The following is a 6,609-nucleotide window of genomic DNA, read 5'->3' as shown; positions in this document are numbered from 1 at the left end:
ACGCCGGTTGTGTAGGTCCTGCCCGATGCATCGAGGCTGGTGGCCAGCGCATAATTGCCGGCGAGATTGTTGTTGACAGCTTCGACGTCGCTCATGCCGTAGAGCAGCGTGTAGCTCTGGCCGTTGAGCGAGAACGTGCCGCCCTTGTTGGTGGTTCCGTAGTCGATCGAGGCGCCCTGCGCGAAGGTCAAGCCGGTCGAGCTGATGGTCGCGATCGGCTGCGCGTTGATCACGACGCTGCCGGCGCCAGTGATGCTGACCGTGCTGTTGATCGCGACCGCGCCGCTGCCGTTGCCGCTGGTGCCGGCATTCAGCGCGAGCGTGCCGGAGTCGAGCGTGACGGGCGCGGCGATCGTGATGTTACGATAGGCATTCAGTGTCAGCTTGGCGTTGCCGCTCCAGCCGATTGCGCTGGTGACGGTAATGTCGCCCGAGCCACCGCTGCCCGAGACCGTCGTCTGTTCCGTGACGTCGGTGCCGGCATTGAGGGCAGCACTGATGCTTGCGGCGAGCGTCGCGTCGACGACGAGATCATACGGGTCGAGCAGCCAGTTGCCGCCTTTGCCGGCATCGACGCGTCCGGTGACGGCCAGCGCATGTCCGGAAGTTTCGACGAAGCCGCCGCCGACACCTGTGGCGCTGATCGTGCCGGCGAACGACGTCAGGCCGTTCGACCAGACAACGACTTGGCCGCCAGCTCCGCTCGTGCCGTCGGCAAGGACCGTGGCGCCGGCATCGATGGTCGTGGTCTGCGCGCTCGCCACGGGACGATCCAGGAATTTGAGGCTCGCATCGGCGCCGCCGCCGCGATCGCCGCCGATCAGCACGGTGCCGCCGCTGGTGCCGGAGGCATCGATCGCGGCTGATGACGTGAGGTGGACGTCGCCCCCCGTGATCACGACCGTGCCCCCGGAGCCGTCCCGGCCGCGCGCGACGACCAGGCCGCCGACGGTCACGCTGTCGCCTTCGATGACGATGTCGCCCCCGCTGAAGGATCGGCCGGCCTTGGTCGTCGTGGCGGAAGGCGAGGTGACACGTCGTGCCACGAGCTTCTGCGTCGCGACGACCGAGCCGCCCTCTGCGGTCAGAAAGATCCGGCTGCCCTTGCGGGACACGCCAGTCGCCTTGACCACGCCACCCGTATTGCCGGCCAGTGCATAGACATTGCCGCCATTGGCCCGCAACTCGACTTCGGCGGCGCGGATGGCACCTCGATTCAAGACGAGGCCGTCCTGCGCGGGCAGCCGCACCGAGACCTTGCCATTGCCAAGCGAGCCGTCGCTGATCACGACCTCGCTGCCTGACGCCATGGCCGCGGTGCCGTTCCTTGCCGACAGGGTGCCGTCGTTCTGAACCTGGCGAGCGATCAGCACCACGTCGCCATGCGAAGACCCGATCTTGCCGAGATTGACCACCGAGGCCTTGCTCGTTCCGCCGAAGGTCTGCTCGCCGCCATTGAGAAAATTGGCATCCTGAATATCCAGCGCGGAGCCTACAAAGCTGCCTCCGGTCTTGATCACGCCGGTCGGGCCGACCACGATGCCGGCCGGATTGACCAGATAGACGCTGCCGGTCGCCGTGAGCGTGCCGTCGATCGATGAGGGCACGTTGCCGGTCACCCGGTTGAGGGTCGCGCCAGCGCCGTTGTTGAACTGCACCTGGTAGTTCTGGCCGATCGAGAAGCTCGACCAGTTGATGATCGCATTCGAGCTCGACTGGGTGACCACGAGGCTGTTCGCACCGGAGGCGCCGATCGTCGCTGCGCCTTGCGTCACGGTGCCACCGGTCGGCAGCGGATCGGCCGATGCTGGGACTTTGAAGATGGCCACCGAGGACAGCAGAGCCGCCGTCAGAGTTCTCAATCGGGTACCCTGCACGCACCTCTCCCCAGACGCAGACGCCCCTCGGCCCGCACGTTCAAGTCGGTTCTCCTGACCCGCAACCCCTGTCTGATCTGCAGCAAGCCGCTTCGACGACTACCGTCCGGGAGAGCGGCTCGATTTCAACTTAGTTGGGAGCAGGCGGAAGTCCTCAAAGAACTCTCAAAATTTGCCGCTACCGTATCGTATCAGGCCCATTGCGCCAGCCGCGTGACCGGCGCGCCTCGTGCGAAGACGTGCAAAAATCGATACAAACAATCGTCACGGGAAATTTCGCCACCTATTGAACCGCCTGCCGGCCCTTCGGCTGAGCCGGCAGACCAGCCGCGAGGCTGGCCTGCAGAGCGAGTGCGGGTTCGATTTCGGGCAGTTCGGGACTTGCTGACAATCCGACGAGCGCCGGCCCAAGCACCGCATGGGCCTCGGCGCGACGGCCCGTGCCGGCGAGCCGTTGCGCAAGCGAAAAGGCCGCTCGCAGTGTGTAGCTCCGGGCTTGCTGCCGCTGCGCCGCGAGAAGCGCCGCCCGCAGCGCACCCTCCCCTGCATCCGCTGTAGCCGGACCGTTTGCCAGCAAGATCTCGCCGCGCAGACGATGCAGTTCGGCGACATACCAGAGTTCGCCGGCCTGTTCCGCGGTCTTCAGAGCCGTCTCGATCGAGCAGAGAGCGTCCTCGATCTGCCCAACCTCACATTCCGCCCGCGCGCACAGCGACAGCGACCAGGGGAGGCCGAGCGTCTGGCCGTAGGCGCACTGCTTGTCGATGGCGCGCCTGAGCTCATCGAGCGTGCCGTCGCGTTCGCCGGTGCCCCAGCGCGATGCCGCGCGGCAGACCTCGGCGTATGCAATGTGCCGCAGGCCGTGCTCGCGGCACAGCGCAACATGCTGCGGGGAGCGCAGCGCAGCCGCCGTTGCATGGCCGCGGACCAGATCCATGATGAGATGGTACATCGTGACGTACACCATCGTCAGGACGTTGCCGGTTTCCGTTGCGCGCGCAACCGCGTGCTCTCGCAGCCGTCTCGCGCGATCGAGGTCGCCCTCGCACCACAGTGTCGCGGCCAGCATCATCGAGGCCGCCGCGTCGAGATCGGGACCGAAGCGCGGATCATGACCGCGTTCGCCGATCGCGAGGGCCTGTTCGAGCTCCACCCGGGCGCCAGAGAAGTCGGCGCGGTGCCACAGCGTCGTGCCCACGATCCGATGGGCAACCGCAGTCACGTCTGGCCGTGCGCCGCTCCTGGCATCACGCATGAAGGCGTCGGCAGTCTCGCCAGCATAGGTGATTTGCGTAAAGACCAGACTACTGGCCCACAGCCCGTAATAGGTGGAGAGCCGCTCCGACAGGTCGTCGAGCTCGGCGGCGAGTTCGCGGGCGTGGGCGAATGCCTCGACCGTCTCCTCGATCGATCTCGCCCATAGCAGGGCCTGACCGTGCGCGATGTACAGCCTGACACGAAGGCTGCTCGAGGCCCAGGCAGCGCCGGTCCGAGCTGCACCGTCGGCCACCTCGATCGCCTGGCGCAGATGCACGATAGCCTCTTCAAGAGCAACACGCCGCATCGCAATGTCGGCGGCCTGCCCCCAGAGCATGACCGCGTCCTGCAGCGATCCTGCCTCGAAGCGATGGCGCGCGACGATCTCCGGCGGAGTGCCGCCGAGATCGGCTTGCTGCACACGAAGCACGTCCGCCACGCGCCGATGCAGCCCTCGCCGCGCCTCGCGCGGGAGCGTGGCGTAGGCAGCATCCTGGACCAGTGCGTGCCTGAAGAGGAACGTCAGATGCGGCGGTCCGGCATCCCGCGTCACGAGGCCGCTCTCGACCAACCGGTCGAGCATCGCGTTCAACTTGCCTGCCTCCCACCCGGTGACAGCGGCAACGAGTTCAGAGGAGAACTCGCGCCCGATCACGGCTCCGACTTGCGCCAATTCCCGCGCTGGGCCGAGCCGGTCGATGCGGGCGAGCAGCGAGCCCAACAACGTCGGAGGCACCGTCGTGGCCGAAGCGGTCGGCGCTGGCCGTGGACGTGACGGCGGCATGCCTGCCCCGGTGGCTGCCCGTGTCAGCTCCTCCAGGAACAACGGCACGCCGTCACCCCGCGTGACGAGTTGCTCGGTCACTTCGTCGGTCAATCGTGCGGGTCCCGCGATCTGGCCGATCAGCGTCCGGCACTCACCAGCGGTCAGCCGATTCAATGCCAGCTGCGTCAAATGCGCTGCCTTCGTCCAGGGCGATTTGAATTCGGGACGGAATGTCAGCATCATCAGCACGGGCAAGCGCGCCAGACCGGGAATGATCCTGCCCAGCACCTCCAGGCTGCTCGGATCGATCCATTGCAGATCCTCGAAAATGACGATCAACGGCTGCCGCCGGGACACGTTCTCGATGTAGCTGATGAGCGCCCCGATCGTGTGGTCACGCCGCTCCTGAGGCGTTCCCTGAAACGGCGGATATCGGTCGTCCGCCGGGACCGCCAGCAACTCGGCGAGCCGGGCGCGCTGATCGGCTCGCGACTGCACCAGCAGCGCATCGAGTCTGTCCAGGTGGAGCGACGGTTCGCCAGCTTCCGTAAGGCCGGCAGCGCGCCTGAGCTGGCGGATGAACGGATAAAGTGAACTGCTCGAATGCTGCGGCGAGCAGGAATACTGGACGACGGCGTGACGTTCGCCTGCGACCCGATCCAGTTGCGCGCGGGCCAATCGGGACTTGCCGATGCCCGGCTCGCCCGAGATCATCACCACCTGCCCATCGCCACCAACGGCGCGCCGCCACGCGCGGCGCAGCAGCTCGGTCTCCACGCGGCGCCCGACCAACGGCGCCAACGCGGCCCCGCGTAGCGCCTCGAACCGGCTGTCGACCTCGCTGGCGCTCACCACCTGCCATGCCTCGACCGGACCCGAGGCGTTGTCGAGCTGCACCGGCTCGGCAGCCCGGCATTCGAACAAGTCGCCGGCCAGCCGACGCGTTCGGTCATCAATCAGCACGCGGCCGGTCGGAGCCTGCGCCATCAGCCGTTTAGCAAGATGCGGCGTCGCACCCACGGCGTCCAGCTGCGTCGCTTCGCGGCTGGTCCTCTCGGCCATCAGCACCATGCCGCTCGCGACGCCGATACGCATACGCGGCGCCGGGCTTCCTAAATCCATCGCACCTGCGCCGACCGACAACGTCGACATCTCCGCAATCATGTTGAGGCCGGCATGCACCGCGTTTTCCGCATCGTGCTCGCCCGCAAGCGGATAGCCAAAGTAAATCTGCAGGCCGTCGTCCAGCTTCCGTGCGACATGACCGTGATATCGGACCGCGATCGCGGTGCACCGATCGAAGCAGTCGGCCACCGCAACTTGCAGGTCCTCCGGATCGAGCGAGGCCGACAGCGCGGCAACGTCGACCCATTCACCGGCGAGAATCGTCAGCTCACGCCGTTCGAGCCCGCCGGCCCCGGCTGATCGCCGGCCTTCTTTCGCCGGGGGGTGCCCCGCGGCAGCGATCGCGGCAATGGCCGAGCCGGCCGGCGGCTCGCTCGCAGTGCCGGATGGCGATGACAGCGACACCGGCGCCGCGAACACGTAGCCGCGTCGCGCCACGGTCTTGATCATCTGCTGGGCGTGATCACCGAGCGCCGACCGGATCTCGCTGATGCACTGCGTCAGCGATCCGTCGCTGACGGTGACACGCGGCCACACCTCATCCATGATCTCGCTCTTGCGAACAAGACGCCCGGCGTTGGCAACCAGATAGCAAAGAACCTCGAACGTCTTTGGGCGAAGCTCGATTTCACCTCTCGGCTCGAACAGACCTCCCCACCGCAGGTCAAGCTCAAATCTGTCGAACCGGAACTTCGGGCGTTCGTCCGGACGCATCAGGCGGTTCACCATATGATCGTTGTTGCGACGTCGGCGGGGGTGCCTACCTCCCAAGACAGACCAATGTGCCTTCGCTCGGAGATGGGCATCGACAGATGATCATCATCCTATTCCGCGCGGCCACGCGCAAGAGCGGAGTTCCAAACGAACGCAAGCACGATAAAAAACACAACTTTTACGCGAATTCAACGTTGGTTCGGCGTCCGTTGGTAGCCGGCGTCCATCCAACCCAGCCTCTGTCTGCGGGTGATCGCAGACATCAATGAAGACCGAAGTCATGGTCTTATAGCACGACGTGACCGTGCCGGCCCGTTAGTGGGGCGGTCGACGCTACAAGCGGCGTCCAACCCGTTGGCGGGACAAGGTCCGAAACGTTTCCATAGGCCTCACACAAACGGCCTTTCGCGTCTCCCGGATGCGCCGCCTTAGCAGGCGTAGATGCCGCTCGCCACGATATGAGCGTCTTCCAACCGCCGCTTCGCGCGCGCCTAGCTGCAATCGCTTCTAGCATGGACACCAGATGGCGCACGCTGCCGCTGAAGGCTTCACCCAAACGAATCTGTTGCGACCGCACTTCTTCTCCTGCAGAGGCAAAAGACTCGATCTCTATCGGACCGAAAGCATTGGCAATCTTGGCCGGAATCGGGGTGTTGATCAGCGATGTCACGCGAGCACGAGCTACAGTCCCTAGCTGCATCAGTGCAAACACCTCCAGCGCGCGCTGCAAATTTGAGAGTTCTTTGACGACTTTCAGACAAAGCAGATTCAAGATGCCACCCAGGCCCGAGGCTGATACGCGGACAGGGTACAGAAGTGCGTTGTCACCAAGCCACGGCTGAAATGCAGAAATCTCACGGCCTATTGCTT

General features: G+C 65.4%; 3 protein-coding genes. All 3 read right to left on the bottom strand.

The genetic code is table 11. The features are described 5' to 3' along the window. Positions 1–1,877: filamentous hemagglutinin N-terminal domain-containing protein (locus tag ACQR07_RS34665; RefSeq protein ID WP_434906528.1), on the bottom strand; the 1,877-nt coding region annotated here is incomplete at its 3' end. Positions 1,878–2,160: 283 nt separating this feature from the next. Further along, positions 2,161–5,751, bottom strand: coding sequence for an AAA family ATPase (locus tag ACQR07_RS34660; protein ID WP_434906527.1), 3,591 nt, complete (start codon positions 5,749–5,751; stop codon positions 2,161–2,163). A 274-nt stretch (positions 5,752–6,025) separates the two neighbouring features. Continuing rightward, entirely contained in the window at positions 6,026–6,511 is a 486-nt protein-coding gene (locus ACQR07_RS34655) for a hypothetical protein (RefSeq protein ID WP_434906526.1), read from the bottom strand. Between the last annotated feature and the right edge of the window lie 98 nt (positions 6,512–6,609).

The sequence above is a fragment of the Bradyrhizobium sp. HKCCYLS20291 genome (assembly GCF_051167715.1).
Classification (GTDB): Bacteria; Pseudomonadota; Alphaproteobacteria; order Rhizobiales; family Xanthobacteraceae; genus Bradyrhizobium.
This window is presented reverse-complemented; position numbering and strand designations above follow the sequence as displayed.